Raw genomic sequence first — 26,539 nt, 5'->3', positions numbered from 1 at the left:
GAGTATTATTAACAAAGTGAGAAAACTGAATAATGAACAATTTTGTTAAGAATATAGATGAAGTTTGTTCTATTGTATTATCTATTCTTACAATTGCTATGGATAAACATTGGATTTTATTTATGGTGCTATTACTGTTAAATATTCTTGATACATTAACAGGATGGATAAAATCAAGAATAAATAATAAAGAAAATTCAATGGCAGGATTGAAAGGAATCGCAAAGAAAGTAGCTCAATGGATATTGGTTTTATTGTCTTTTATAATTCCAGTATGTTTTGAAGAATTAGGAAAGATAATTCACATCGATTTGGCAATATTAACGTTTTTAGGCTGGTATGTTTTAATTTCGTTAATCATTAATGAGTATCGTAGTATTTTAGAAAATCTTGTAGAAGCTGGATTTGATGTGCCACAGATTCTTGTTAAAGGTTTAGAAGTAGCTTCTCAAAACATAGAAAGCATGGTAGAAAACAATGAGTAATTATATTATAGATATTTCATATCATAACGGGAAAGTAGATTTAAGCAAAGCAAAGGAATCTATTTCTGGTGTTGTAGCTAGATGCTCTTATGGATGGAGTTCTAGAAATATTGACAAGCAGTGGAACAATAATGCGAAACAAGCAAATGAGTTAGGCATTCCATTATTTGCTTATCATTTTTGCTATGCTAGAAACGAATATGAAGCTAAAAGAGAAGCATATTTAGCTTTGCAGGCATGCAGTAAATATCAGGTATGTGTTATTTATTATGATATTGAGTATTCTGATTATCAGGGCAGTTTGAGTAATGACATGTATTATAAGATTGCTAAAGCATTTTGTGATGTTATTGAAGGAGCAGGTTATTCTGCTGGAATATATGCCAACCAGGACTGGTTTAAAAATAAGCTTACAAATAATGGCTTTTCTGCATGGACGTTATGGATTGCTAATTATGGGCTTAATAATGGGTATAATAATTGGGACAAGAAGATTCAATACAATCCTTTTGGAAATGTATTATTGCATCAGTTCACTTCTAATGCCAGAAAAGGTGTTTTAAAAGATATAAAAGGAATAGATTCAAAGTTTTTGGACTGTAGTTATGATCATGGTCTGATTAATACTTTTTATAAGGTAAAAAACAAAGCTAGTAATTTAAACGTTGGAGATAGTGTGCGTGTTAAGGCTGGTTCAAAGTGGTATGATGGTCAGTCAATCGCAAATTGTGTATTTAAAAATCAATATGAAGTAATTCAAATCAAAGGTGATAGAGTAGTAATTGGGGTAAACGGTAAAGTAACAGGAGCAATTTCATTAGATAGTTTATATTAATGAGATGCGAAAGGCACAATGGTGCTTCTGAATGAATGTATGATAAAAATGTAGAAAGAATACCGGTATGAATTCTACGTAAAGTAGTTATCAAAATAGGAGGATAGTAATAATGGCAGATGAAAATGTTAGAAAGGCACAGAAATATTTAAACAGTATGTATGGTCATCGTTCAGAATGGGTAAAGCTGGATGAGGACGGTATGACTGGTACAGGTACATGTAAGGGGATTATCAGAGCCTTTCAGATTGAAAATGGAATCTCTCCAGTAACAGGAACAGTAGGAAATATCACTTTAAATAAAATGAGATCTTTAAGTGATATTTCAAAAATGAATGCTAATGATCCAGGAAATCCAAATGTATGCATTCTGCAGTGCGCATTGTTTGTAAAGGGGTATAATGCTGGAGGAATTACAGGAGTTTATTATACGACTGGAGTGAATGCTGTAAAGCAGTACCAGAGTGATGCAGGACTTCCAGTAACAGGCATCATTGACTGGAAAGTTTGGATGGGACTAGTATCAATCAACTGGTTTAAAAAGACAAATGATGGAGACAAGATGATTGTAAAAATCCAGCAGCAGTTGAATGCAGACTGGTCTGATATCATTGGTGTAGGTCCATGTGATGGTATTGTCTCAAGATTTACTTCTTATGCATTAATTGCAGCACTACAGGCTGCTGAAGGTATTTATACAAGCTTTATTGGCAGTATTGACAAAAGAAATTTTGGTGATCAGACAGTGGCAAAATTTCCTGGTGTATTAAAACAGGGAAAGAATGGAAGTTATGTAAAGTATAATAAGCTTGTTCAATACGGCTTGTACTTGAATGGATATGATGCTGGAAGATTTGATGGTAACTTTGACAGTAGCACTAAGTCCAAGGTTGAAGCATTCCAGGAGTTCTATGCATTAACGGGAATTGGACTAGTGACATCTGGAGAAGTAAACTGTGCAACAATGAAATCACTTTTAACAAGTAAAGGTGATACAGGAAGAAAAGCAAAGGCATGTGACTGCTCAACAGTATTAAATAAGCAGCAGGCACTAGATATTAAGAATGCGGGATATCAGGTGGTAGGTAGATATCTGACAGGAACAGCAAATAGAAAGAGAAAGTTCATCACATTTGAAGAAATCAAAAACCTTGAAAGTGCTGGATTAAGAGTATTCCCTATCTATCAGGATGGAGGATATAAAGTACAGTATTTTCAGAATGTGAAACAGGGCATTGAAGATGCACATACAGCAATTACAGCAGCTAAGAGAATCGGTGTTCCTAAAGGAACAACCATCTATTTTGCAGTAGACTTTGACTGCTATGATTATCAGATGAAATCATTTATTGTCCCATACTTCGAGAAACTGAATTATGTATTTAAGAGTGAAACAAATAATAAAAAGTATAAGGTAGGAATTTATGCACCAAGATATATCTGTTCTTATATCAGTAAAGAAGGCTTAGCGGAATATTCATTTGTAGCTGATATGTCAAGCGGATACAGTTGCAATTTAGGTTATCGTATTCCGAAGAACTGGGCATTTGATCAGTTCTTTGAATTTAATGAGAGAACAGGTGGGCAATTCCCTTCAAGTCCTTCATTTGATTTAGATAAGGTAGGCTATTCGGGTAGTGATAAGGGTATTACAACATTTGATAAAGTGGATTATATGTCACCGGATGAACTGGCAGAGAAAAACTCAGATCAGATGATAGAAGAACAAAAAGATCAATTCGTTTGTAATATTCTAGAAAAATTAGGATATTTAAATAAAGTTGTGAAGTCAAACATTGTATACGAGAAAGAGTCCACAGTTGCTGCAATTCCTACAGATGGATGTACAATTTTTGTATCTTATAAAAGTTCCCATACTTTTACACCTGATAATGAGCTTGGTAAAAAACCTATTTATATTGAAATGGATAATACAGGATTGTTAACTACAACATGCGATAATCAAATTAAGAATTTAACTGCTGGCTTGGAGATTCAGGAAAAAGACATCGTAAGAATACTAAATGGAACAGTAGATGGCCTAGGGGAAGTGGCAATCTCTATGAAGGCTGGGAAAATAGGTATGAAGATTGGAGTAAAAGATAATTTGCCTGTATATACAATTATCTTCACAACAAAAGATATTCTTCCTGATATAGATACAGTAGATTATGAAATGACAACTGAAATTAATTTTAAAATTATGCCTAGTATTTCAGATGGTGGGAAGCAGCCAAAATACGAAATCAATTGGGAAAGAGCATTAGAAGTAGATCCAGGTGAAACTGCTACTTTAATGTTATCATTAGCAAATGGAACTACTGTATGCTTGCTTGCTATAATTGCCTATTTGTTAAAAAGAAAAATTTTCGTTTCTGCAAGCAATTAATATTTCTGTATTAAAATATGATATGCTATAATGTAATACATATGAGGGGGATAAGTATGGAGATTACAATAAAAAATAATAAGCTAAATTATGAGATATTAAAGAAGAATGGCCAATATTTTTTCCCATCGAGTTTTGTATTAATTTTTAAACTGGTTTCATTATATTATATTGTATTGATATTAATAAGCATTTTTAGGAATAGATTTAAGCTATGGACAATATTTATTGTACCGTTAGCAATTATCATTGTTAAAATACTGATCAATTATTTTGCTAGAAAATTAATAGATATTCACAAGGAATTATTTAATAAAGAAGAAACCTCTTTTGATTTAGTGTTTTTAGATAACGGCATAGATGTAGTAGAAGAAACACAACATCATTTAACGGAATATAAAAGTATAAAAGAAGTAATAGATTCAGGAACACTTATTGTGATTCAAGTTAAAGAAGATGCACCTATTTATTTTGAAAAGAAGAACGCTACAAAAGATCAATATGAGGAAATAAGGAATATCTTCGAAAAGAATAATATACTTTGTAATATGAAAGAACTCTAAATGATCAATCTATTTTTATTTGATAGCGAGTGACTTAGAAGATAGTAATACTTTTTCTTTTCATAAATAGAATAAGAGTACATAGGAAGCTACCAAAGAATATAATAAACTGGTAGCTTTTTTGTTGAACAAAGCAACAAGATTTAATTGATAGTATATAATTATTATTTATTATGTTAGAATATCTATAGTTGTAAATATTCTTGGTTTGTGAGGTTAGACAGAATGGAACTATTAACTGTCAAAAATAACATAATAAATTATTCAAACTTAAAAAAAATAAGATTCTTCTTTTTTCATTTTATATACAAATTCTTTGTTCTATGCGGAGCAGTCTTAGCATTATTAGCCGCATTGATTAGCGTATCTAATGGTGATATGTTTGATTTTATTAAATCTTCTCTAGTATTAGTTATTTTGTGTATATTACCTTTTGTTCAATCAGAAGTTATGTTGAAAAGATTCATAAAACTTCAAAAAGAAAAATATGGATCAGATCAGGTAAGTATCGATTTAATATTTGATAATGATGGAATTATTTCAGTTGAGCAATCTACTCAAAATAAGAGTAAAATCATGTATAAGGATATTAAACAAGTTATAGAAACAAAAGAAATTATATTATTTATAACTAAGGCAGGATATACAACATTTTTTGAAAGAAAAAATGTGGAATCAAATGATCTCGAAAAATTAAAACAATTCTTTGATAAACAGAATATTTTATGGGAAAAATCAATATGTAATATATTTTAAGCTTGATAAGTTAACTTCTGAAATAACTATAAGTAGGACAGTAAATGATGCAAGATGGGCTGTTCATTACGACAGCCCTTTACTAATAGGGGGTTTATTCCCCTGTTTTTTTTATGTATACTTGTTTAAAAGCGAGGTAATAAGAAAAATGTTATTTAATACACATACACATTTAAATAGTGAACAATTATTTGAAAATCGTGATTTATATATTCAGAATGCAATAGATAGAGGTGTGAAGTACTTTACTGTTGTAGGTTATGATTTAGAGTCTTCACGTCTTGCAGTACAGATAGCGCATGAGTATGATTTTATTTATGCTGCAGTAGGTATTAGTCCTAATGATTGTAAAGAGACAACAGATGAGGATTTAGAGGTAATAGAAGCACTTGCAAAAGATCCTAAGGTTGTTGCTGTAGGTGAAATAGGATTAGATTACTATTGGGATGAAGCATCTAAAGAAAAACAGATTGATTGTTTTAAGAAACAGTTAGAAATAGCCAAGAGATTATCTTTACCTGTTACTATTCATGCCAGAGATGCTTATGAAGATACATTTGATATACTTTCTAAGTCAGGTGTAAAGGGTATTATGCATTGTTATAGTGGAAGTTATGAGATGGCTTTAAGATTCATTAAGATTGGTTATTGTATTTCTTTGGCAGGTCCTGTTACTTTTAAGAATGCGAAGGTTCCTAAAAGAGTCGCTGAAGGCGTAGATTTAAACTATCTACTTGTAGAAACAGATGATCCTTATCTCACACCAGCACCTTATAGAGGAAAACAGAATGAACCAGGTAATGTCTATTTTGTTGCCCAAAAGATTGCTGAACTAAAAGGATTAAGCTACGAAGAAGTCGCAAAACAGACAACAGAGAATGCACTTAAAGTCTTCCAGTTAAAGAAATAGTAATTAAAATAGAGTATAATATAGTCTATCAGGAGGCTATTATGAACATTTATGATAAGCTTGAACAAGTATCACTTACAGAAAGTGAAAAAACACTTATAGATTATGTTATAGAACATTCAGAAGATATTATGAATATGTCTGCTGCAGATATTTCTAAAAAGAGCTATGTATCTGTATCTACTATTTATCGTATTATTGACAAACTAGAACTTTCAGGTTTACAGGCATTTAAATCCCATATTCATTTTGATCGTGAAAGATACCAGAAAGAACTTGTTTCAGTAGACTATAACTATCCTTTCAGGATCAATAACACAAACCATGAAATCATGACTAAAATGTTGAATCTCTATGACCAGACACTTCATTCTACTTTAAACCTAGTGAATCTAGATGAATTTGGTAAAATTGTCCAGAAGATGTATGATGCGAATGTTATCGCGTTATTTCCTTCTATAGGGAATTATTTTATGGCCGAATGTTTTAGACAGAACATGTTAGAAATAGGTAAGGATGTCATAGTAGAAAAACAGATCTTCTATCAAACAAAGGTTGCTGAAACATTAAAAAAAGGAGATCTCGCAATCGTGATCTCCTATGCTAATAGAACACCTCATGTAGAAGACTTCATCCGTGTGATGAATAAGAACCAGGTGACAACTGTTCTTATTTCTTCTACTAAAGAGAGTGAATTATCTAAACTTGTTGATTATCATCTCTATTTTGCATCCTATGAAGATTCAGAAGAAAAGATTGCATCTTTTTCTTCAAGAGCTTCATTACAGTTCTTATTAGACTGTTTGTATGCATGCTATTTTAATAAAGATTATGAAAAGAATATAGACTATCGTATTGAACACTATATAGAACTCTCTTAGTTCTGTGTTGTACTTAATATCATAGTCCCAAGAAGAATATATTCCTGCATGTTATCTACTTTGGTAATAGGCGGAATATATTTTTTTGGTATAAGAGTGGCCATTTCTTCATATAAAGGAAGTATATGGGGAATAAAGTCACAATAGAGAACTAATTCTTCAGGACTTAATAAACTGATAATAGAAACAAGAGTACGTGATACAACCTCAATACATCCTTCAGGAGACATACTGAGTGTCATTTTATCTTCTGTTAAATCTAAAGGAAGAAATTGTACTTCTCCTACTAAGTTATGCATACCATGTAGTAGGCAGTTATCCACAATAATACCTGCACCACTTAATGCATGAATAGGCTGGAATAAGAAAGCCAGTGAACTTACTTGATCTTGTGAAGAATAATAACCTACAGCCGCTGCATTGACATCATTACATATACATACAGGCAAATGATAACGTTCAGTTAAAACATCTTCTAATCTCTCTGGTGTTTCCCATCCGACTAAACTTGTAGAAGAAACATAACCATCATCAATAATACCTGGTGTTGCGATACCAATATAACGTATACGAGGATAATGAAGACGCGCAATATCAATAACATCATAGACATCCTGGATATTGATAGTAGGCTTAATAATTTCGTTATCCAATAATATTTCCAGGTTCTTATCATAGACACGATACGCAATATGTACGGCCTGTTTATTACGGAATAAAGAAAGAGCCAATGTCTTATGCTTAATCTCTACATTTAACATGACAGGTAAGGGAATCTTATGATCAGATTGGTTCTTTTTAATCTCCAATGATTCTTTCACAAGTGTAAAGATGGCTTTTACATCATATTTCGCAAATACTTCAGGTGGTACATTTAAGACAATTTTATCTTTAAGAATATCACATGCTTTGGCGTGTAAATAAGAAATCTGTGGTGCTAAGAGAACTACATCATAATCCTGTGCTACATAGTATAAATTATTATAACCACTTGCTTCTGTGATATAAGGAAGACTCATTAATTGAGAGGCTTCATTCATCTTCATCGCAAAATAGCTGGTTGTTAAACCACCACTACAACATAATAGAATCTTGATAGTAGGTGATTCACCAATATGCTTCATGTAATGAGTCAGTTCTCTAAATAGCTTCATTGCATGATTCAATGTTTTCATCTGGAAATGTAGATAATATTCAGTCTCACCAGATTGTGTATTAGTTGCTTTAAACTCTATGATATTCATTGGATTAAAGACAATTTCAATATCTGCATGCTTATTATAGAAATGAATCTCTGTATATTCATCGTTCACTTTTATCTTATAATCAGGCACTTCTTGTAATAATATCCATTTCGCAAAGAGTATTGTATAAATATCACTTAAGAAATCATCCATGAATATCACCTCCATGTTCATATTTTAACATACTCCTAATCTTTAAATACAGTAACTCTTCAAAGATGAAAAATATATATCATATAAACTAAATTAAAGGTGACAGAAATGAAAAGAACCTTGCGAATGCAAGGTTCTAGATATCCATCTCAAAGATGAATTTAGTATTTGTGATATTGTTTCCTGATAGACCACTATAATGGTCTTTTTCTTTTAACTTATTAATTTGAGATAAATCAGTGATCTTTTGAATACCTTTCTGATCAAATAGACTCATTCCTTCAGATAAGCTTTTTGCACCAGTTACAAGTGTCTGGTATTGTTGAGAAAGTTTATTTCCTGCCTGACTCAACTCTGACAAGCTAGAAGATAATGTCTCTAATTGTTTTGATACAGGACTTTGAGAGAGTAATTGTGATAATTGTTCTAGACTCTTCTTATTCTGTGCTAAACTTTCCTGAACACCTTCACTGATTGCTTTATTGACTGCTATACGCTGTTCATCTGTGAGATCAATATTATTTATTTTAGATTGAATGAATTCTGTAGGATTATTCATGGAAGATATTAAGTTTTTAATAAGTGCCTGTGTAGAGGCATCATATTGTTTAGAGCCTTTTAATAATGCATTGGCTCCATCGCTCACTTGAGACACATTTGACATATATGTATTAAGATATTGTCCATACGTTGTACATCCTGCCAATAATTGTGCTGAACCCTCTACAAGTTTCTGTGATGATTGATTTAATTGATCCGTTGTCTTTGTGAGATCATTTAAATCTAAATCTTTAAAGATACCATCAGTAAATACCGTACTCATATAGTCACATTGGAAGTTCTTGATCTTCATAGTCACTTCCATAGAATCCTTAAATGGTTCATACCCAGGACATCCTAATCCAACAATAGCCTGATAATCATCCATCAACATGCTTTTTCCATTCTTTACTTCAATATCACTGACTGTCTCTTGAGGAAGAAGCATAATAGTAGTAGCCACAAAAGGTGTTTCAGTATTATTCTTATACTTAAATACAGCTTTTAAGGTACCTGTTTTACCTTTAATATTTGTAACCTTCACTCCATCTAGATAATAAGTGACATCTACACCAACAGGAAGAGATGTATCCAAAGTACCAGTATATTGAATACTATTCTTATTATTCTCTATCAATAATTGATGATTATTTAAAGTGATATTCTCATCACCCTTATTACTGACATCCTTTAACACAGTTTTATCCTTAATAAGATCACCTTCACTGATAGAAGGGATAGTGACTTCTGCTTTTGTGCTTTTTATTTCTCCTGATGTATTTGTCTTTACAGTAATTGTTTCACTCTTATTCACTGCTTCCTTGACACTGTGACCTTCTTCCCTTAATACAACAGGTGTTTCATCTACAATTCTCTTTGTTTCTTTTTTCTTTGTTTGTGTTGTACATCCTGTAAGCATGATACAACATATAATCGCAATTAATGTCTTGTTCATAAAAGTGCCTCCTATTCTACATTCTTCAAAGCATCCTGCATAGGAATCTTTTTAATCTTTCTAAATTCAATCAACATCACTATGAAATAGCTGATAAAACCAATAATAATTGTCTTTAAGAAAGTAATGTGACTTACATTTAAAGGCATCCATCCAGCCATCTCTTCCTTCATCATTGCTTCAAATATTGGCTTTAATATCGCATAATCTAGTGGCACAGTGATAAGAATAAAAAGAGATACAATAATAGATGTCGACACTATATAAATAGAACTTACTTCATGATTGGTATACCCAAGAATCTTTGTCATAGAAATAGACTGCGCATTCTTTTCAATGATTGTTTTTGTAAGAATATAAATAAGCACAATAAACATGATAACAGCCATTCCACAAAGTAAATAAGCCATACCTCCCATTGATACATTCAATTGTCGAGATACTTTGCTTAATGAATCATAATCAATAGTTGTACCTATATACTTTTCATTCATATCAGTAATAGGATTCTTAGAGAAATATCCAGAAAAATAATCATCATCTAAATCAAATAACTGATTCATTTTTTTCTGATTCATGAATATCGCAATCGCACCTGGATAGTTATATTCACCACTGACCTTTAATGTATACTTCTTATCTGTATATTCTGTCTTTAAGTGAATGATATCACCTTTATGGATCTTATATTTATCTGCATAAGCACTTGATACATAAACACCATCATTAATAGAAATATAACGACTATTCTTCTTTACACCATATACAGTTACAGTATCTAATGTATTGTCTTCCATCTTTAAGCTATAAGCACTAAATTTCTCTGCTGTCTTTTCTTCTGTTTCTATTCCTTTTGTGAAAGTATAAGCTTCTATCATATTAGAAAAGCTCTTTTCACTAGATTGCAAGCTTGCTGGTACTTTAAGAATATATTGATAATCCGCAAACATATTCTGTTTAATATTGGTTCCATATGAATTAATAATATCTGGCATCGCAAGTCCAAACAACAAGATCATATTCGCAAACATTAAACCAATAAACATCACAATATAATGAGCTTTGTTTTGAAGAATAATACGTGTTCTAAAACGTGTAATAAAAGGAATATGTGCAGACAAAGGCATGACATGGGACTGTTTATGTCTCTTTAAATCTCTTCTTAAGAACTTAAGAGGAGATAAAGATAACTGTCTATTTAATATAAAGAGATTAATAATAAACATGAGTATTACAGGGACAACCGTTGTTTGAATAAAAGCACTTGCACTCCATACTGTTTGATAAGTCGTTAAACTATAGCTGGCATAATATAGATTTGCCATAGTTATTCTAAAGTAGGTATAACCTAGGATATTACCTATTAAGGCACTAATAAGTGTCACAATAATAGGAAGTGTCATATAGTGACTGATCAATTCTTTCTTTGTATAACCAGAAGCAAGTAATGTCCCAATCACATTGGATTCTTTCTGGATTGTATTAGTCATAGTCACCGCAAATACAAATGCGATAATCACAATCATGATATATAAGAGAAGTCTGACCATCACGCCATCACTACCCATATCATCACCAGTAAAATGAATGGCCTGGTTCTCATATTGAGGAATATACTCCTCTAGATGCACTTCTTTATTTAATACCTTTAAGAATGATTCAGATTTCTTTTCTTCATTCTCTGGTTTATTTGTATAAAGCCATGAATAGCTATAGGTCATATGTGCTGTATCCCATTGATTAAATAAAGAAGGTTGTACAACCGCAACTCCAAACTTGATTGCATCAAACATCGTATCGCTATTATCCTCAAATAATGCTGAGTAATCTGGTAAAGCCACTAAACCACAGATTTTTAATGAATGATTCTTACTCTTAATAGTATCTCCAATAGATATTTTATTATTTGTGGCATACATACGGTCTATCGCAATTTCTTTATTGTTTTGAGGAAGTCTTCCTTCCATGACACATACTTTATTGACACTTTGTGGTGTCGCAAAGATACGTAATTTATTTCCGTTGATCAATGTTTCTTCTACATAGGAATGATCATAGAGATGCACACCAGCTTTAGAAATATTGATCAAGGATTGATTATTCAACTTTTTATCTACATTAAAATGACCATCTTCAATAGTATACTTCTCAAAACTTTCATTATAAGCTTTAATCATACTCTCATCTGCCACAATAAAACCAGATACAAGACCAATCATACCTGTCATCAATAAGAAGATGACAAGATACTTACTCCAGTCTTCTCTTAATTCTCGTATAAAACGCTTATTTAATGGATTCTTCATATTACCAATCCACCTCATTTACTCGTTTACGATCTGTATTCATATAGTCTTCTTTAATTCTTCCATCATGCAATACAAAGATATGATTCGCAATATACTTAATAGCTTCATTATGTGTGACCATGATGATTGTATTCCCGAATCTCTCATTAATATCACAGATTAACTGTAATATATCCTGTGATGTACGATAATCGAGTGCACCAGTCGGTTCATCACAAAGAAGTATATCTGGATTCTTTACGACTGCACGTCCAATCGCAGTACGCTGCTGTTGTCCACCTGATAATTGATTAGGTAGTTTATTCTGATGTTCATATAAACCAAGTGTATGTAATAAATCATCAATATTCAAAGGCTTCTTGCTTAAATAAGCACCTACTTCGATATTCTCTCTCACTGTTAAGTTAGGAATTAAATTATACATCTGGAATATATAACCTAAATGATCACGTCTATATTGACTTAATTCCTTCTCTTTCATTGTCTTTAAACGATGTTTATTAATAATAAGTTCTCCCTCATCTAAACTATCAATACCCCCAATAATATTAAGTAGTGTAGATTTACCAGAACCTGAAGGACCAAGCAATACACAGAATTCCCCTTTATTAATAGTCATATCAATCCCCTTTAATACATCTATATGACTCTCTCCCTGTCCAAAAGATTTCTTTAAATTTTTAATCTCTAAAAAGTTCATAACATCTCCTCCTATGTTAGTTTTATCTAACCACATTATACTCTAAGAGTTAGTTCGTGCAAACTAAAAACTATGATATAATGAAGAAAAAATGAGGTACATATATGAATTATACAGAAGAAGAATTATGCACATTAGTAGATCAATTACCAGATATTCGATATAACTTACAGATACCTGTCACTTCTATTAATCTATTAGGCTTAACACCTGATTTATTTGATGAAGAAGTCTATGAAATATTAAAGGATTACTTTACTGAACAGAAATACAATGTCCTTACAACATTCTTATATCATGATACATCACTTGATATGGCCGGTTATGCAGATGTAAATATTGTAGTATCAGTGAAAGGATTAAAGATTGCTGAATTATTAAAAGAGAAGTATGGCACACCTTATGTCGTAGGATTCCCATATGGTAAGTTCTCTTCTTATTTCTTTATGGCTGTTGAACAGGCATTAGAAACTGGCATTGACCAGATTCCTTATCAGAACTTCTTTAGATTACAGACAGAGCAGATGATTCAATTACATGGTGATCCTGTGATTATGAGTTCTATTGGTTTCTCTTTATCACAACAATATGATCTTGGCTATCAAGTTATTTCAGATAGAAAAGAAACATTAGGTACAGTAGATTTGAAAGATGCTAAAAAAGATGATATCAAGATAGATATCACCTTTCCATTACATGAATCAATATTTGATTTAACCCTTCATGACCTGTAATACACAATTTTCTATTGTTTCTATTCCCTGGTCATGAAAAGCATGAAGTAAATCTTCATCATAAGTCCCCGGCTGCATCCAGGCATACTTAATACCAAGCTCTCTCATCTCTCTGATATAAGTCATACCAATTGTTTTATTAACGACAAAAACAACAACATCTACAGGATACTCTATATCCATCAGAGATGTATACATCTTGTCATTGTCTATTGTGTCATATTTAGGAGATATGCCATACACATGCTTGCCTGCATTCTTTAAGCACTGATATATTTGATAACTGTACTTATCAGGATCAGGACTCATCCCAATAACACAATAATTATTATAGATCTTTAAAATATCTCTTTCTTTCATCGTTCATCACCGTTTCTATTATATCATACCACCAACATTTTTGATTGAATTTTACACTATAATAATGCATTTGTGATATAATGACAAACGCGAATTGATGTGTTAATATAGACACGTATTAAATAAGAAAGGAAGGTCGTTTATAGTGTACGATATTATAGTTGTAGGTGCTGGCCATGCAGGTATTGAAGCATGTCTTGCTGGTGCAAGAACAGGAAATAAAACATTACTTATTACAAGCAACTTCTCTAATGCAGGAAGCATGCCTTGTAATACATCCATCGGAGGACCTGCAAAGGGCATTATTGTAAGAGAAATAGATGCACTTGGGGGACAGATGGGTAAAACTACAGATGCGACTTACCTTCAGATGAAGATGTTGAATACTGCGAAAGGACCAGGTGTTCAGTCTCTTCGTGCACAGGCAGATAAGAAAGCTTATCCACGCTATATGCAGAAAGTATTAAAGGAACAAGAAAATCTTGATATTGTAGAAGCAATGGTCGAGGATTTGATTGTAGAAGGTGATGAGTGTAAGGGTGTTATCCTTGCGGATGGTACACGTTATGAATCTCGTACTACAATTCTTACTACAGGAACTTATTTAAAGGCTGAAGTCCTTGTAGGTCATTCTAAGACTCCTAGTGGACCAGATAAACAGAAGGAAAGCTTATATTTATCAAGCAAGTTAAAGGATTATGGATTTAGAATCCAAAGATTAAAGACAGGTACACCACCTCGTGTGGAAATCAATTCTATTGATTATTCAAAAACAACAGTACAGCCTGGTACAGATGCGAAACTTTCATTCTCATATGAAACAACACATTTCACACCAGTAGAAGATCAGACTGTATGTTACTTAACATATACAACAGCCCAGACACATAAACTCATTAGAGATAATTTAGATAAATGTGCGATGTTCTCAGGGCTTATTAAAGGTATTGGACCACGTTATTGTCCATCTATTGAAGATAAGGTTGTTAAGTTTGCGGATAAGGAAAGACATCAGATCTTCCTTGAACCAGAATCTAAGGAAATGAATACAATCTATGTACAGGGATTCTCTACATCTATGCCTCATGATATTCAGGAAAAGATGGTGCATTCATTACCAGGACTTGAAAACTGCACTATTTTAAAATACGCATATGCGATTGAATATGATGCGATTGATCCATTACAGTTATGGCCTAGTCTAGAAACAAAGGTATTAAAGAATCTCTTTACTGCAGGTCAGATCAACGGTACTTCAGGTTATGAAGAAGCAGCAGGTCAGGGACTTATTGCCGGTATTAATGCGTCTAAGAAGGTAAAGGGTAACAAACCTTTAATCTTGAAACGTGATGAAGCTTATATTGGTGTATTGATTGATGACTTAGTGACTAAAGGTACTAAAGAACCATATCGTATGTTAACAAGTCGTGCTGAATATAGATTATTATTAAGACATGATAATGCGGATGAAAGATTAAGAAAATATGGCCATGATGCAGGTCTTGTAAATGATGAAGTCTATTCACTTTATCTAGATAAAATGAATCGTATCCATGCTGAAATAGAACGTCTAGATACCATTCATTTCTCACCTAAGAGTGAAATCAATGACCTCTTAGAAGAAAAGGGCTCAACACGTTTAAAAGAAGGTGTAACTGCCCGTGCTATTCTTCAAAGACCAGAATTAGTTTATGAAGACTTATTACCTTATATTGAACATGTTGACTTAACTGAAGAAGAAATGAGAAGAGTCACTATTCTTATTAAATATAAGGGATATATTGAAAAAACATTAAGACAAGTAGAAAAAGTAAAGAATATGGAAGAAAAACAGATTCCTGCTGACTTAGACTATGATGATGTATTAAACTTATCATTAGAAGCAAGACAGAAACTAAAGAAGGTCAGACCAGTGACTATTGGTCAGGCAACACGTATTTCTGGTATTAATCCTGCAGATATTTCTGTTTTACTTATTCACTTAAAAACACAATACGGAGATTAATATGACACAACAAGAATTTATTGTGAGCTTAGAAGAAAAAGGCATTGTGCTTTCAGAGAAACAGATTGAACAGTTTGAAAAGTATTATGAAATACTAGTAGAATGGAATGAGAAGATGAACTTAACCGCTATTACAGATCGTGAAGGTGTTTATTTAAAACACTTCTATGATTCTCTTACAATTGCGTTTGATTTTCCATTCTCTAATCAAACAATCTGTGATGTAGGTGCAGGTGCTGGATTCCCTTCAGTTCCACTTAAAATCGTTTATCCAGAATTAAATGTCACTATTGTAGATTCTTTGAATAAGAGAATTACATTCTTGAATCATTTATTTAAAGAATTAGAATTAGATCATATTCAAGCAGTTGCATCACGTGCTGAAGATTTCTGTAAAGATCATCGTGAATCATTTGATATTGTCATGGCACGTGCAGTTGCAAGATTAAATATCTTAGATGAACTTTGTCTCCCATTAGTGAAGAAAGATGGTTACTTCCTTTCATTAAAAGGACTCAAAGCCCCTGAAGAATTAAAAGATGCGAAGGGAGGCATAAAGGTACTTGGAGGAGAAGTGATGGATGATTTTACTTTTACTTTAAGTGATCAGAATGATCATCGTCATAACATCGTGATCAAGAAAGTGAAATCAACACCTGCAAAGTACCCAAGAAACTATGGACAAATTAAGAAGAAGCCTTTATAGAAAGAAAAGGAACGTTATTAAAGATGCTTATTGTTTCTTAGATATCAATGATATTGTTGCAAATAAGGAACAGCCAAGAACTCATTTTGAAGATGAGAAGATCCAGGAACTCGCTGAATCTATTATGCAGAATGGTCTCTTACAGCCTATTGTAGTCAGAGAATATGAAGGTAAATATCAGATTGTTGTAGGGGAAAGAAGATACCGTGCCTGCAAACTAGCAGGTATTACAGAAGTACCATGTATCATTCAGGAACTTGATGACAATCAGACAGCCAATGCCGCATTAGTAGAAAATATTCAAAGAGAAAATCTTTCAGCAATAGAAGAAGCCTTAGCTTACCAGCAGATTCTAGATACACAGGGTTTAACACAAGCCCAGTTAGCTGAAAAGGTAGGTAAGAAACAGTCTACAGTGGCCAATAAACTTAGACTCTTAAAGCTTCCTATGACAGTACAGGAATCAGTTAAGAAAAAAGAAATCTCTGAAAGACATGCCCGTGCTTTATTAAAACTAGAAGATACAGCACAACAAAATAATATGTTGAAGGAGATTCTTGAACATAACTTAACTGTCGATGAAACAGAAAAAAGAATTGCGAAACTATTAGCACCTAAAAAAGAAAAACCACGTGTACGTAAATTCTCTAGAAGTGTTAAAATCGCAATCAACACAATTAATCAGGCAGTAAAGATGGTTACTGATGCAGGAACTGATGTAGAAGAAAACATCAATGAAACAGATGACGAAGTCATCATTACTCTAAAAGTAAAGAAGTAGATCCTAATTACTAGGACCTACTTCTTTTTTAAATCTTTCTGGAATTCTATTATGGAATACAATATCCATAACTTCATCATAACTAAATTCATAACATTCATTTGTTTCAGTCACATGTATTCTTAATACATCACCTCTCTCTGCTTCTGTTAAGAATAAATATAAATTTTTCATCAATTCTTCCATAGGTAACCTCCTATATATTTATTCTTAAAGAATCTTTAAATTACTTAATGATATAATAAAAAAGATTGAGCTAAGCTCAATCTTCAACACATACGCATACAGGTGCAGGAATCTCTAATTCAGAATCTGTCATCAATAGCTTTTCATTCTCTTCATCAAAAGTAAGTACCTGAAGCTTATTATCTTCCTGTGCACCTACAATAACATACTTATCATCAATAATATTGAAGTCTCTAGGTTCTTTACCAGTATGTACCATATAAAGTAAAGAAATCTTACCATTCTCTTTATTGACTCTATATAAGGCAATAGAATTATGACCTCTATTAGAAATAAGTAGATGTTCTCCACTCTTTGTGAGATGAATTGCGGCAGCTGCATTAAATCCCTTGAAATGACGTGGAACACAATGAATGGCCTGAACTAAACTCATACGACCCTCATTATACTTAAAGACCATAATCTTATTCGCAATCTCATTAATGAGATAACCATAACGCCCATCCTGTGAGAAAATCAAATGTCTAGGACCAGAACCAGGTACAACATTTACTGCATAATCTGTATTCTCTTTAAGAACACCATCTTTATAATTGTACATCACGATCTTATCAGCACCCAAATCTACAGCATATAAGAAACGTCTGTCAGGTGTAAAACCAACATTATGTACATGAGGTGCAGTTTGTCTCTTTAATAAATCAGGACCCATACCAGTATGTCTCACAGCACCAATTTTATGATCAATACGATAATTTTCTAGTTTATAAGCAGCTGTTGCACCAACATGATAGTTTGCCGCAAAGATATACTTATTATCATCAGAGATACATAAATGTGTATAACTTCTACCAGAAGAAGAATAGTTATTATTAAGAATCAATTCATTCTTATGAATACTAAAACTTCCTAATCCTCCACCTTCATTATTAGATCTCGCATTCTTATAAGATACATAAAGTTCTTTATTTCTTGCAATCAGATATGATGGAAAATCTTGAGTTAATATCTGTTGTATTTTCTTTAATTCCAATGTTTCTTCATTAAAAGAAACAATATAGATTCCTTTATCGTCACCTTTACCGTAGCTTGCAACATAAAACGTTTTCATAGGACACCTCCATATGAAAATATTTTATCACAATTATTCTCTATTTACTAATGAGTTTCATTATTATAAAATGATTGTACAATAGTCAAAGGAGGACAAGAGGTTGGATAATAAGGAACTTTTATCTATGAGTGATGGTCTTTTAATTCAATTATTACAGAAAAATGCGAGATATAAGGTTTCTGACCTAGCCGCCGCGCTAGCAGAATCTAAAGACAGCATTGTAGAAAGATTAAATAGACTAGAAAAAGAGAAGATTATTTGTGGTTACCATACTATTGTCAACTGGGACAAGACAAATACTGAACTTGTGACTGCGATGATTGAGATTAATGCTATTCCTGAAAGAGAATATGGTTATGATCGTATTGCATCACACATTTATAAGTACGAAGAAATTGAAACAATGTATTTATTATCTGGTGATTATGATTTTATGTGCATTGTAAAGGGTCGTACTATGCAGGAAGTCGCGCACTTTGTTGCATCTAAATTGGCATGTATTCCTGGTGTTACAGGAACAAAAACAACATTTGTGTTAAAGCCATATAAGACAGATGGACATGTCCTAGTAGATGATGAAGATGGTAAAAATACGCGACTGGTGGTGACTCCATAAAATGGATTATGAGAAGAAATTAAGTACTGCAGCACAAACTATTAAACCAAGTGGTATTCGTAAGTTCTTTGATCTTGCAAACCAGATGGAAGGTGTTATTTCATTAGGTGTAGGGGAACCTGATTTTGCGACACCTTGGAAGATTAGAGAAGCTGCAATCTATTCAATTGAAAAAGGACGTACTTTCTATACCGCAAACAGAGGTTTATTAGAATTACGTCAGGAAATTAGTAATTATTATTATCGTCGTTTTGGTGTACATTATGATCCTGAAAATGAAATTATTGTGACTGTAGGTGGTTCAGAAGGTATCGATATCGCAGTAAGAGCCTTAATGAATCCAGGTGATGAAATGATTATCTTAGACCCAGGATATGTTGCTTATGAACCAAGTGTTATTCTTTCAGGAGGAGTACCTGTAAGAATTCACCTAGAAGAAAAAGATGAATTCAAATTAACACCTGAAAAACTTAAAGCAGCTATTACACCAAAGACAAAGGTCATGTTGATCAACTTCCCTTCAAACCCAACAGGTGGGGCAATGACAAGAGAAGACTATGAGAAACTTGTACCGATTATTAAGGAATCAGGTATTATTGTTATATCGGATGAAATCTATGCAGAATTAAGCTATGAAGAACCATTCTGTACATTGGCTTCATTCCCAGAAATCAGAGATCAGATTATTGTCATCAATGGTTTCTCTAAGGCCTATGCCATGACAGGATGGAGACTTGGTTATGTTCTTGCAAACCCAGTATTCTCTAAGGCAATGTGTAAGATTCATCAGTATATTATCATGTCAGCACCTACTGGTGCACAATATGGTGCAATAGATGGACTGAGACATTGTGATAAAGAAGTAGAAGAAATGAGAGCCTCTTATCTCTCACGTAGAAACTTCCTTGTAAAAACATTTAATGATATGGGACTTCATACATTTAACCCAATGGGTGCTTTCTATGTATTCCCATGTATTCGTTCTACAGGTCTTACATCTGAAGAATTCTGTGAAGAACTATTAAATGATCAGAAGGTAGCCTGTGTACCAGGTACAGCCTTTGGTGATGCTGGAGAAGGATTTATTCGTGTCTCTTATGCATACTCACTAGAAGAATTAAAAATTGCGACTGAGAAGATTAAACTATTCTTAGATAACTTAAAAAACAGATCTCATTAGAGGTCTGTTTTTTCTCTTTCTAGCATCTCCTGATAGCTATAAACACAGCCACAGTAGTTCTGTCTATACATATGATATTCATCACTCATACGTGTTGATTTTAAATAACCATTATCTTTCTTAAAATCACTATGAAGGAATTTTGGTGTTTCTAGATCTAAATCATCACCAATCTCATTGATCCATTGGCTATTCTTATGAGGAGAAACAGACAACACAGTTGTCCAATAATCAAAACCATGCATTCTAGCATAATCTCTTGCCTTCTCCATTCTTACTTTATAACACACATAACAGCGGTAGCCCTTTTCTCCTGTATCCTTATATGGCGCAATATGCGTTAAATATTCTTCAGGATCATAGGTATCTTCTACCACTTGTACATTCTGGTTCTCTTTATCATTGAACTCTTTCACAAATCTTTCTAACTCAGATTCACGACGATGATACTCATCAGCAGGGTAGATATTACTATTTGTATAATAAATAGTAATATCAAAGTACTGACATAACTCTTTAATCACATTAGAAGAACAAGGACCACAGCATGCATGAAGCAATAACTTTGGACGTCCTTCTAAATGTTTAAGAGTCTCCAACATCACTAAACGATAATTCTGTTTCATTAGTGGATGAACATTGCATCACCAAATGAGAAGAAACGATACTTCTCATTTACTGCAATCTTATAGGCATTTAAGATATGTTCTCTACCTGCAAGAGCACTTACAAGCATCACTAATGTAGACTTAGGAAGATGGAAGTTTGTGATCAATGCATCAATACCAGTAAATGTATAACCAGGATAAATAAAGATATTTGTATTTTCATGAGCTGCTTTGAAGCATCCATATTTAGAATGGTTGGCTTCTAATGTACGACAAGAAGTAGTACCCACCGCAATAATACGTCTACCTTCTTTTTGAGCCTGATTTAATTTTTCAGCTACTTCTTCACTAATTTCATAATATTCACTATGCATATGATGTTCTAATACATTTTCTACCTTAACAGGTCTAAATGTACCTAAACCAACATGTAAGGTTACATCTAGGATTTCAACCCCTTTTTCTCTTACTTTCTGAAGTAATTCTTCAGTAAAATGTAAGCCTGCAGTAGGGGCAGCAGCACTACCTTCTACCTTTGCATAGACTGTCTGATAACGATCAGGATCATTTAACTTTTCTTTAATATATGGTGGTAAAGGCATAATACCTAACTGATCTAGAATTTCATAGAAGATTCCATCATAAATCATCTTGAAGATACGAATACCTTCTTCTCTGATTTCAGTACACTGAGCCTTTAAACGACCATCACCAAAAGTAATCACAGTACCGAGCTTTACAATCTTCGCATTACCTACTAAACATTCCCATAAATCATCATGAAGATCCTCTAATAAAAGAACTTCTACATGTCCACCCGTTTCTTCCTTAAGACCATAAAGACGTGCTGGAATAACCTTTGTATTATTTCTTACAAGCACATCACCAGGCTTTAGATAATCGAGAATATCATAGAAATGTTTATGTTCAACATCTCCTGTTTCTTTATCTAGAACCATTAAACGTGAAGTATCACGTTTCTTTAATGGTGTCTGTGCAATTAATTCTTCTGGAAGATCATAATCAAATAATTCAATATCCATAAAACTAAAACGCCCTTTCATAAACATCACGACCGTACTGTTCTAAGAATTCTTCCTTAAAATCAGCTAAACGGTCTTCTTGAATTGCTTTTCTAATATCTGCTGCAAGATCTAATAAGAATGCAACATTGTGAATAGATAATAAAGACTTACCAAAGATTTCATCACACTTGTGAAGATGTCTTAAATAAGCTCTTGTATAATTTCTACATGCATAACAATGACACTTATCATCAATAGGAGTAAAGTCACGTTTATACTTTTCATTATTGATATTCATACGTCCATGATGTGTCATAAGTGCACCATGTCTTGCGACACGTGTAGGAAGTACACAGTCAAACATATCAATACCTCTAATAGCACCTTCAATTAAATCAATAGGATTACCTACACCCATTAAATATCTAGGCTTATTTTCAGGTAACCACTTAACACTATCTTCAATCATTTTATACATGATTGGTTTAGGTTCACCTACAGAAGTACCACCAATAGAATAACCAGGGAAATCCATATCAACTAAAGTCTTAGCACTTAGTTCACGTAAATCCGCAAACTCACCACCCTGGACAATACCAAATAAAGCCTGGTCTTCTCTCTTATGTGCTTCCTGACCTCTCTTAGCCCATCTTAATGTTCTTTCTACAGAGTTCTTCATATAATCATGAGTACATGGATAAGGTGCACATTCATCAAAACTCATAATAATATCAGCACCTAAATCTTCCTGAATTGCGATAGACTTTTCAGGAGATAAGAATAGCTTAGAACCATCCACAATACTCTTGAAGGTAACACCTTCTTCTTCAATCTTACGTGTCTTACCTAATGAGAATACCTGGAATCCTCCAGAGTCTGTTAGAATAGGTCCATCATAGTTCATGAACTGATGAAGCCCGCCTGCATCTCTTACAATATCACTTCCTGGTCTTAACCATAAATGATAAGTATTCGCAAGTACAACCTGAGAGCCCATTTCTTTAAGCTGTTCAGGAGAAATACCTTTTACTGTTGCCAGTGTTCCTACAGGCATGAACATAGGTGTTTCTACATCACCATGTGGTGTATGAAGAATCCCATATCTTGCGCCTGTCTGTTTACATACGTGTTTACATTCATACCAAAAATCTTTCATTATATCACCTCGATAACCTTGGATATTATACGAAAAAATACGCATTAAATCAATAAAAAAGGGGAAAGCTCCCCTTTCTTAAGAATATTATTTGTGTTTTAAGTCATCCAGTTTTTTAAGGATTAGAAGACCAAAGATAATAATCAGTCCAATGATCATTAAGCCATAGGCTCTAATATCTGTATCATAAGGTGATATAATATAGACTATTTGTTTAACACAAACTAAAGCGAAAAGTGATGCAATAAACCAAATAAAAAATTTTACTACAGTATTGTTCTTCATATATGTTCCTCCAAACTGAAGTGTTATTTCTTTCATATATATTTTACCATTATCCCCCCCTAAAAGAAGCATAATAAAAAAATCCAGGAAAATAATCCTGGATTAATCAAATGTGACATATTCGTTATCTAAAGGTTTAGCCCCTTCAACATGATCTACATCAAGAACACAGATATTCGCATTCATAGATGGATCATATTCAATATGTGTATGACCTTCTAATAGAAGCCATTCATTAGGTATGAATTTAGACGCATATTCACTTACGCAAAGCATACCAATTAATGAAGTATCCTGTTCACAGCATACCATTGCATAACGACCAAGAATAAAACCATTAGGAATCACTTTATCACGACCTATGAATTTACCTTTTATTTTAATTGTCTTTTGATCATAACGTTCTGGATGTTCCATCGCATCATAACAGAAGATACCAAAATCATGATCAGCAACTTCTAAATGATCTTGTGTATAATCGTATGGTAATTCATCATCCTGCATAGTATTTACAGAACCATCTTTATTTTCATAGATGATCTGACATACAGGATTCATTGCCTTGATGTTGTTTCTTAAAGTAGACTTCTTCATACCATCTTCAATACGGTTAAAGATGACTAAATCACTCTTAGCACAATGTTGGAATAAAAGTGCACGCATGTTATTCACATAAAGCTGGAAAGTAGAGGCATTGATAGTAGTTAGAATCTGTACAACATCCCAGTTTTCAGGGAATGGTGATTCTACAAACTGATCTACATTCCACATACCATTAAATTCTACAAGAACCTGTGTAGGATGATATTTCTCCTTTAAATCCTTAAAGAAATCGGCAGTCAAGTCTTCTTCATTCTCTACATAAACGATTTCACAGTTATGTTCCTTAATAGCAGCTTCATTATATTCTACTTCACCTTCTTCTGTCACAATAAGCACAGATGTCTCATAATCACAGAAGTCAGTATTAATAATAGTATCGTTGATAAATGTTGTTTTACCACTTTCTAAAAAGCCAGTAAATAGATAAATTCTTGTTTCTAAATTATCCATACATTAACCTTTCATTAAATTATAGATTTTATGTGCATCAAGCTTTTCACCAATCACACACATTCTTCCACCAACATCTGGTGTACATTCACGGATTTCATAATCACCACTTACAAAGTCAAACTCAAACCACTTACCATCAGTACCCTTCACAATACCTTTAGAACGAAGAATATGACCTAAAGATTCATCAGTACCTAAAGTCTTTAACTTATCATCAAGTTCTTCTTTAGTAAATGGATGTGCTGTTTCAATACCAATACTATTGAATACTTCATCAGCATCATGCATATCTTCTTCATCAAAGTATAATGTACTTTCTCCATCATGGTGATGATGTTGTTCATGATCGTGATGATGACCACATTCACATTCATGATCATGGTCATGGTGATGTTCACATTCGTGGTCATGATCATGATGGTGACCACATTCACATTCATGGTCATGATCATGGTGGTGATGATGTTCATGATGATGTCCATGAACACTTTCCTGATGTTCCTTTTCAGCCGCAATCAATGCCTTTTCTAAAGCATCCTTATGATTACTTGCTTCAAGAATCATATCACCTGTAATCTGATCCCATGGAGTAGTAACGACTGGTGCATGAGGATTTAATTCTCTAATAATATCTAAACATTCCGCAATCTTTTCTTCAGACACATCCTGTGAACGGCTTAAGATTACACAGCTTGCTGCACCAATCTGGTTATTAAAGAACTCACCAAAGTTCTTATGATACATCTTACATTTCTTTGCATCTACTACAGTAAAGAAACGATCAAGTGTTAAATCAGCACCATGTACCTTCTGCACAGCCGCAATAATATCAGATAACTTACCAACACCTGTTGGTTCAATAATAATACGATCAGGATGATATGTATCTACAACTTCCTTTAAAGCTGTTTCAAAATCACCTGCAAGACTGCAACAAATACAACCCTGACTTAATTCATTGACAGTAATACCTGCATCACGCATAAAACCACCATCAATTCCAATTTCACCAAACTCATTTTCAATGAGTACTAACTTTTCATCTTTTAAAGATTCATTTAATAATTTTTTAATAAGTGTTGTTTTACCAGCACCTAAAAATCCAGAAATAATATCAACTTTTGCCATTTTATTGACTCCTTTCTTAACCATTTCACATTATATCATTTTTCTTAAAAAACGCTCATAAAATGATAAAAAAGCTTATACAAACTTTTCAATAAATACACCAATTCCATTAGAATCTTTATCCTTTGTGACATAGTCAGCTGCAGCCAATGCACGAATAGAACCATTTTCCATCACAACACCAATACCTGCTTCTTCCAACATATCTATATCATTATCTTCATCACCAAAAGCCATACATTGAGATATAGAAATATCATGAAGAGCTAAAGCCTCTTTTAAACCATTAGACTTAGACACATGAGGATCCATATATTCATATAAGAAACTGGTAGTTACTAAGGCAGACGCTTTATAGTCTTTATTCTTAAATGATTTAGAACGTTCCACAATCTGAGGCATATAGTTTGGATCACAAATAATCATCAACTTACGATAAGGACGTGTTAAGAACGTATCAAAATCAACAACCCTATATTCAATACCATCACCCTCAGCCATATCTCTAATATAATCATCATCCTTAGGTGCATATAGAATACCTTCATGACATATAGTGAAGTTACAATCCATATCTTTATAATGATTCATGATTTCTTTAATCAATTCAGGACTCAAAGTATGATTCTCCTGATATATATCAAGAATATAATCATCAATCTCAGAACCTCCAGAACCCACTACAAAATCAATACATCCTTCAATACCCCATGATTTCATGTGATTTCTTACACTATCTGCATCTCTACCTGTACATATTCCAAATAATATTCCTTTACTTCTTGCTTTCTTAATAGATGAAACAGTTCTTTCATCTACAACCTGTTTACTAGTCAGTAATGTTCCATCAACATCACATACAATAGCTCGTATATCCAT

Annotated in this window: 27 protein-coding genes; 13 read left to right on the top strand and 14 right to left on the bottom strand. The window is 33.0% G+C overall.

All coding sequences use genetic code 11. The features are described 5' to 3' along the window. Positions 1 to 32 precede the first annotated feature (32 nt). From DW269_RS03375 to DW269_RS03345, 7 genes are all read left to right on the top strand, one after another. The gene (locus tag DW269_RS03375) at positions 33 to 485 is read left to right on the top strand and encodes a phage holin family protein (RefSeq protein WP_117458557.1); all 453 of its coding nucleotides are present in this window, start codon (positions 33 to 35) and stop codon (positions 483 to 485) included. After that, entirely contained in the window at positions 478 to 1,320 is an 843-nt protein-coding gene (locus tag DW269_RS03370) for a GH25 family lysozyme (RefSeq protein WP_117458556.1), read from the top strand. Before DW269_RS03375 ends, DW269_RS03370 begins: the two co-directional genes overlap by 8 nt. A 112-nt stretch (positions 1,321 to 1,432) precedes the next feature. Next, positions 1,433 to 3,709: a glycoside hydrolase domain-containing protein gene (locus DW269_RS03365; RefSeq protein ID WP_117458555.1), complete on the top strand. Its 2,277-nt coding sequence runs from the start codon at positions 1,433 to 1,435 to the stop codon at positions 3,707 to 3,709. Positions 3,710 to 3,765: 56 nt separating this feature from the next. Then, entirely contained in the window at positions 3,766 to 4,272 is a 507-nt protein-coding gene (locus DW269_RS03360; protein ID WP_117458554.1) for a hypothetical protein, read from the top strand. A 225-nt stretch (positions 4,273 to 4,497) separates the two neighbouring features. Then, positions 4,498 to 5,028 (top strand): YcxB family protein, encoded by a 531-nt coding sequence (locus DW269_RS03355; protein WP_117458553.1) that lies wholly within the window; start codon positions 4,498 to 4,500, stop codon positions 5,026 to 5,028. Between the two features lie 148 nt (positions 5,029 to 5,176). Beyond that, complete coding sequence (locus DW269_RS03350; RefSeq protein WP_117458552.1) at positions 5,177 to 5,938, top strand: TatD family hydrolase; 762 nt, start codon at positions 5,177 to 5,179, stop codon at positions 5,936 to 5,938. 41 nt (positions 5,939 to 5,979) lie between these two features. After that, on the top strand, positions 5,980 to 6,819 hold the full coding sequence (locus tag DW269_RS03345; protein WP_117458551.1) for a MurR/RpiR family transcriptional regulator: 840 nt from the start codon (positions 5,980 to 5,982) through the stop codon (positions 6,817 to 6,819). Here DW269_RS03345 and DW269_RS03340 read toward each other — a convergent pair. The 4 genes from DW269_RS03340 to DW269_RS03325 all read right to left on the bottom strand — a co-directional run bounded on the left by DW269_RS03340 (position 6,816) and on the right by DW269_RS03325 (position 12,720). After that, positions 6,816 to 8,216: an ROK family protein gene (locus DW269_RS03340; RefSeq protein WP_158546297.1), complete on the bottom strand. Its 1,401-nt coding sequence runs from the start codon at positions 8,214 to 8,216 to the stop codon at positions 6,816 to 6,818. The genes DW269_RS03345 and DW269_RS03340 overlap by 4 nt on opposite strands. A gap of 136 nt (positions 8,217 to 8,352) precedes the next feature. Beyond that, positions 8,353 to 9,711 (bottom strand): hypothetical protein, encoded by a 1,359-nt coding sequence (locus DW269_RS03335; protein WP_117458549.1) that lies wholly within the window; start codon positions 9,709 to 9,711, stop codon positions 8,353 to 8,355. 11 nt (positions 9,712 to 9,722) lie between these two features. Further along, on the bottom strand, positions 9,723 to 12,017 hold the full coding sequence (locus tag DW269_RS03330) for an ABC transporter permease (RefSeq protein WP_117458548.1): 2,295 nt from the start codon (positions 12,015 to 12,017) through the stop codon (positions 9,723 to 9,725). 1 nt (position 12,018) lies between these two features. Continuing rightward, positions 12,019 to 12,720 (bottom strand): ABC transporter ATP-binding protein, encoded by a 702-nt coding sequence (locus tag DW269_RS03325; protein ID WP_117458547.1) that lies wholly within the window; start codon positions 12,718 to 12,720, stop codon positions 12,019 to 12,021. Positions 12,721 to 12,824: 104 nt separating this feature from the next. On the opposite strand from DW269_RS03325, the gene DW269_RS03320 reads away from it, so the two are divergent. Next, entirely contained in the window at positions 12,825 to 13,454 is a 630-nt protein-coding gene (locus DW269_RS03320; RefSeq protein WP_117458546.1) for a hypothetical protein, read from the top strand. Here DW269_RS03320 and DW269_RS03315 read toward each other — a convergent pair. Then, the gene (locus DW269_RS03315; RefSeq protein ID WP_117458545.1) at positions 13,434 to 13,814 is read right to left on the bottom strand and encodes a CoA-binding protein; all 381 of its coding nucleotides are present in this window, start codon (positions 13,812 to 13,814) and stop codon (positions 13,434 to 13,436) included. The two genes, DW269_RS03320 and DW269_RS03315, sit on opposite strands and share 21 nt — an antisense overlap. A 145-nt stretch (positions 13,815 to 13,959) precedes the next feature. Between DW269_RS03315 and mnmG the strand changes: the two genes are divergently transcribed. From mnmG to noc, 3 genes are read left to right on the top strand one after another with little or no spacing between them, the layout of a single operon-like run. Beyond that, positions 13,960 to 15,819 (top strand): tRNA uridine-5-carboxymethylaminomethyl(34) synthesis enzyme MnmG, encoded by a 1,860-nt coding sequence (mnmG, locus tag DW269_RS03310; protein WP_117458544.1) that lies wholly within the window; start codon positions 13,960 to 13,962, stop codon positions 15,817 to 15,819. A gap of 1 nt (position 15,820) precedes the next feature. Further along, positions 15,821 to 16,525, top strand: a complete 705-nt coding sequence (gene rsmG / locus DW269_RS03305; RefSeq protein ID WP_006505089.1) for a 16S rRNA (guanine(527)-N(7))-methyltransferase RsmG — start codon at positions 15,821 to 15,823, stop codon at positions 16,523 to 16,525. Further along, positions 16,497 to 17,306 (top strand): nucleoid occlusion protein, encoded by an 810-nt coding sequence (gene noc / locus DW269_RS03300; RefSeq protein WP_117458543.1) that lies wholly within the window; start codon positions 16,497 to 16,499, stop codon positions 17,304 to 17,306. Before rsmG ends, noc begins: the two co-directional genes overlap by 29 nt. Positions 17,307 to 17,309: 3 nt before the next feature. On the opposite strand, the gene DW269_RS03295 is transcribed toward noc, so the two are convergent. Both DW269_RS03295 and DW269_RS03290 read right to left on the bottom strand, forming a co-directional pair. Then, on the bottom strand, positions 17,310 to 17,492 hold the full coding sequence (locus tag DW269_RS03295) for a hypothetical protein (protein ID WP_117458542.1): 183 nt from the start codon (positions 17,490 to 17,492) through the stop codon (positions 17,310 to 17,312). Between the two features lie 76 nt (positions 17,493 to 17,568). Continuing rightward, positions 17,569 to 18,603 carry a lactonase family protein gene (locus DW269_RS03290; protein WP_117458541.1) on the bottom strand — a complete coding sequence of 345 codons (1,035 nt, stop codon included), beginning with the start codon at positions 18,601 to 18,603 and terminating at the stop codon, positions 17,569 to 17,571. A gap of 127 nt (positions 18,604 to 18,730) precedes the next feature. Between DW269_RS03290 and DW269_RS03285 the strand changes: the two genes are divergently transcribed. Continuing rightward, positions 18,731 to 19,222 carry an Lrp/AsnC family transcriptional regulator gene (locus DW269_RS03285; RefSeq protein ID WP_006506908.1) on the top strand — a complete coding sequence of 164 codons (492 nt, stop codon included), beginning with the start codon at positions 18,731 to 18,733 and terminating at the stop codon, positions 19,220 to 19,222. 1 nt (position 19,223) lies between these two features. Next, positions 19,224 to 20,402: an aminotransferase class I/II-fold pyridoxal phosphate-dependent enzyme gene (locus DW269_RS03280; protein WP_117458540.1), complete on the top strand. Its 1,179-nt coding sequence runs from the start codon at positions 19,224 to 19,226 to the stop codon at positions 20,400 to 20,402. Here the strand turns inward: DW269_RS03280 and DW269_RS03275 are convergent. The 7 genes from DW269_RS03275 to DW269_RS03245 form a co-directional block, all read right to left on the bottom strand. Continuing rightward, a complete protein-coding gene (locus tag DW269_RS03275; RefSeq protein WP_117458539.1) occupies positions 20,399 to 21,028 on the bottom strand; it encodes an epoxyqueuosine reductase QueH in 630 nt (209 codons plus the stop codon). The two genes, DW269_RS03280 and DW269_RS03275, sit on opposite strands and share 4 nt — an antisense overlap. Beyond that, positions 21,028 to 22,053 (bottom strand): tRNA preQ1(34) S-adenosylmethionine ribosyltransferase-isomerase QueA, encoded by a 1,026-nt coding sequence (gene queA, locus DW269_RS03270; RefSeq protein WP_117458568.1) that lies wholly within the window; start codon positions 22,051 to 22,053, stop codon positions 21,028 to 21,030. Before queA ends, DW269_RS03275 begins: the two co-directional genes overlap by 1 nt. Positions 22,054 to 22,057: 4 nt before the next feature. Further along, a complete protein-coding gene (gene tgt / locus DW269_RS03265) occupies positions 22,058 to 23,191 on the bottom strand; it encodes a tRNA guanosine(34) transglycosylase Tgt (protein WP_117458538.1) in 1,134 nt (377 codons plus the stop codon). Positions 23,192 to 23,278: 87 nt separating this feature from the next. Next, positions 23,279 to 23,476 (bottom strand): hypothetical protein, encoded by a 198-nt coding sequence (locus DW269_RS03260; protein WP_117548108.1) that lies wholly within the window; start codon positions 23,474 to 23,476, stop codon positions 23,279 to 23,281. A gap of 102 nt (positions 23,477 to 23,578) precedes the next feature. Then, complete coding sequence (locus DW269_RS03255) at positions 23,579 to 24,529, bottom strand: GTP-binding protein (protein WP_117458536.1); 951 nt, start codon at positions 24,527 to 24,529, stop codon at positions 23,579 to 23,581. A gap of 3 nt (positions 24,530 to 24,532) precedes the next feature. Continuing rightward, positions 24,533 to 25,660, bottom strand: a complete 1,128-nt coding sequence (locus DW269_RS03250; RefSeq protein ID WP_117458535.1) for a GTP-binding protein — start codon at positions 25,658 to 25,660, stop codon at positions 24,533 to 24,535. Between the two features lie 75 nt (positions 25,661 to 25,735). Beyond that, entirely contained in the window at positions 25,736 to 26,539 is an 804-nt protein-coding gene (locus DW269_RS03245) for an HAD family hydrolase (RefSeq protein ID WP_117458534.1), read from the bottom strand.

It is taken from the genome of Catenibacterium sp. AM22-6LB, from assembly GCF_003435615.1.
Taxonomy (GTDB): domain Bacteria; phylum Bacillota_I; class Bacilli_A; order Erysipelotrichales; family Coprobacillaceae; genus Catenibacterium; species Catenibacterium mitsuoka_A.
The sequence above is the reverse complement of the archived record's forward strand: the minus strand, read 5'-3'. Positions and strand labels throughout refer to the sequence as shown.

Excerpts from the sequence above, each read along its gene's own strand:
- DW269_RS03335 (WP_117458549.1), bottom strand. The coding sequence starts at position 9,711 with ATGAACAAGACATTAATTGCGATTATATGTTGTATCATGCTTACAGGA.
- DW269_RS03375 (WP_117458557.1), top strand. The coding sequence starts at position 33 with ATGAACAATTTTGTTAAGAATATAGATGAAGTTTGTTCTATTGTATTA.
- DW269_RS03285 (WP_006506908.1), top strand. The coding sequence starts at position 18,731 with ATGAGTGATGGTCTTTTAATTCAATTATTACAGAAAAATGCGAGATAT.
- DW269_RS03355 (WP_117458553.1), top strand. The coding sequence starts at position 4,498 with ATGGAACTATTAACTGTCAAAAATAACATAATAAATTATTCAAACTTA.
- DW269_RS03255 (WP_117458536.1), bottom strand. The coding sequence starts at position 24,529 with ATGGATAATTTAGAAACAAGAATTTATCTATTTACTGGCTTTTTAGAA.
- DW269_RS03260 (WP_117548108.1), bottom strand. The coding sequence starts at position 23,476 with ATGAAGAACAATACTGTAGTAAAATTTTTTATTTGGTTTATTGCATCA.
- DW269_RS03295 (WP_117458542.1), bottom strand. The coding sequence starts at position 17,492 with ATGGAAGAATTGATGAAAAATTTATATTTATTCTTAACAGAAGCAGAG.
- queA (WP_117458568.1), bottom strand. The coding sequence starts at position 22,053 with ATGGATATTGAATTATTTGATTATGATCTTCCAGAAGAATTAATTGCA.
- DW269_RS03320 (WP_117458546.1), top strand. The coding sequence starts at position 12,825 with ATGAATTATACAGAAGAAGAATTATGCACATTAGTAGATCAATTACCA.
- tgt (WP_117458538.1), bottom strand. The coding sequence starts at position 23,191 with ATGAAAGATTTTTGGTATGAATGTAAACACGTATGTAAACAGACAGGC.
- noc (WP_117458543.1), top strand. The coding sequence starts at position 16,497 with ATGGACAAATTAAGAAGAAGCCTTTATAGAAAGAAAAGGAACGTTATT.
- DW269_RS03330 (WP_117458548.1), bottom strand. The coding sequence starts at position 12,017 with ATGAAGAATCCATTAAATAAGCGTTTTATACGAGAATTAAGAGAAGAC.
- DW269_RS03370 (WP_117458556.1), top strand. The coding sequence starts at position 478 with ATGAGTAATTATATTATAGATATTTCATATCATAACGGGAAAGTAGAT.
- DW269_RS03280 (WP_117458540.1), top strand. The coding sequence starts at position 19,224 with ATGGATTATGAGAAGAAATTAAGTACTGCAGCACAAACTATTAAACCA.
- DW269_RS03340 (WP_158546297.1), bottom strand. The coding sequence starts at position 8,216 with ATGGATGATTTCTTAAGTGATATTTATACAATACTCTTTGCGAAATGG.
- DW269_RS03250 (WP_117458535.1), bottom strand. The coding sequence starts at position 25,660 with ATGGCAAAAGTTGATATTATTTCTGGATTTTTAGGTGCTGGTAAAACA.
- DW269_RS03365 (WP_117458555.1), top strand. The coding sequence starts at position 1,433 with ATGGCAGATGAAAATGTTAGAAAGGCACAGAAATATTTAAACAGTATG.
- DW269_RS03345 (WP_117458551.1), top strand. The coding sequence starts at position 5,980 with ATGAACATTTATGATAAGCTTGAACAAGTATCACTTACAGAAAGTGAA.
- DW269_RS03360 (WP_117458554.1), top strand. The coding sequence starts at position 3,766 with ATGGAGATTACAATAAAAAATAATAAGCTAAATTATGAGATATTAAAG.
- DW269_RS03245 (WP_117458534.1), bottom strand. The coding sequence starts at position 26,539 with ATGGATATACGAGCTATTGTATGTGATGTTGATGGAACATTACTGACT.
- rsmG (WP_006505089.1), top strand. The coding sequence starts at position 15,821 with ATGACACAACAAGAATTTATTGTGAGCTTAGAAGAAAAAGGCATTGTG.
- DW269_RS03275 (WP_117458539.1), bottom strand. The coding sequence starts at position 21,028 with ATGAAACAGAATTATCGTTTAGTGATGTTGGAGACTCTTAAACATTTA.
- DW269_RS03350 (WP_117458552.1), top strand. The coding sequence starts at position 5,177 with ATGTTATTTAATACACATACACATTTAAATAGTGAACAATTATTTGAA.
- DW269_RS03290 (WP_117458541.1), bottom strand. The coding sequence starts at position 18,603 with ATGAAAACGTTTTATGTTGCAAGCTACGGTAAAGGTGACGATAAAGGA.
- DW269_RS03315 (WP_117458545.1), bottom strand. The coding sequence starts at position 13,814 with ATGAAAGAAAGAGATATTTTAAAGATCTATAATAATTATTGTGTTATT.
- DW269_RS03325 (WP_117458547.1), bottom strand. The coding sequence starts at position 12,720 with ATGAACTTTTTAGAGATTAAAAATTTAAAGAAATCTTTTGGACAGGGA.